The 210-nt window shown below is 44.8% G+C and carries 1 protein-coding gene; it reads left to right on the plus strand.

The annotated features are described in order from the left end of the window. On the plus strand, window positions 1-210 hold a 210-nt coding region (locus tag V6260_RS19375; RefSeq protein WP_341595632.1), incomplete at both ends, for a B12-binding domain-containing protein.

The following is a 210-nucleotide window of genomic DNA, read 5'->3' on the forward strand; positions in this document are numbered from 1 at the left end:
ACTACCTATATAGATGAAGACACGGAAGAGTGCCGCGCTGCTGCCGATAAACCTATTAACGTAATTGAAGGGCCACTCATGGATGGCATGAACGTGGTAGGGGATTTATATGGCGCAGGTAAAATGTTTTTACCGCAAGTTGTTAAATCAGCCCTTGTAATGAAGCGAGCTGTGGCCTACCTAGACCCATTCATAGAAGCTGAAAAAGAA

Origin of the sequence: Pseudoalteromonas aliena, from assembly GCF_038155085.1 — a bacterium.
Lineage (GTDB): Bacteria > Pseudomonadota > Gammaproteobacteria > Enterobacterales > Alteromonadaceae > Pseudoalteromonas > Pseudoalteromonas aliena_A.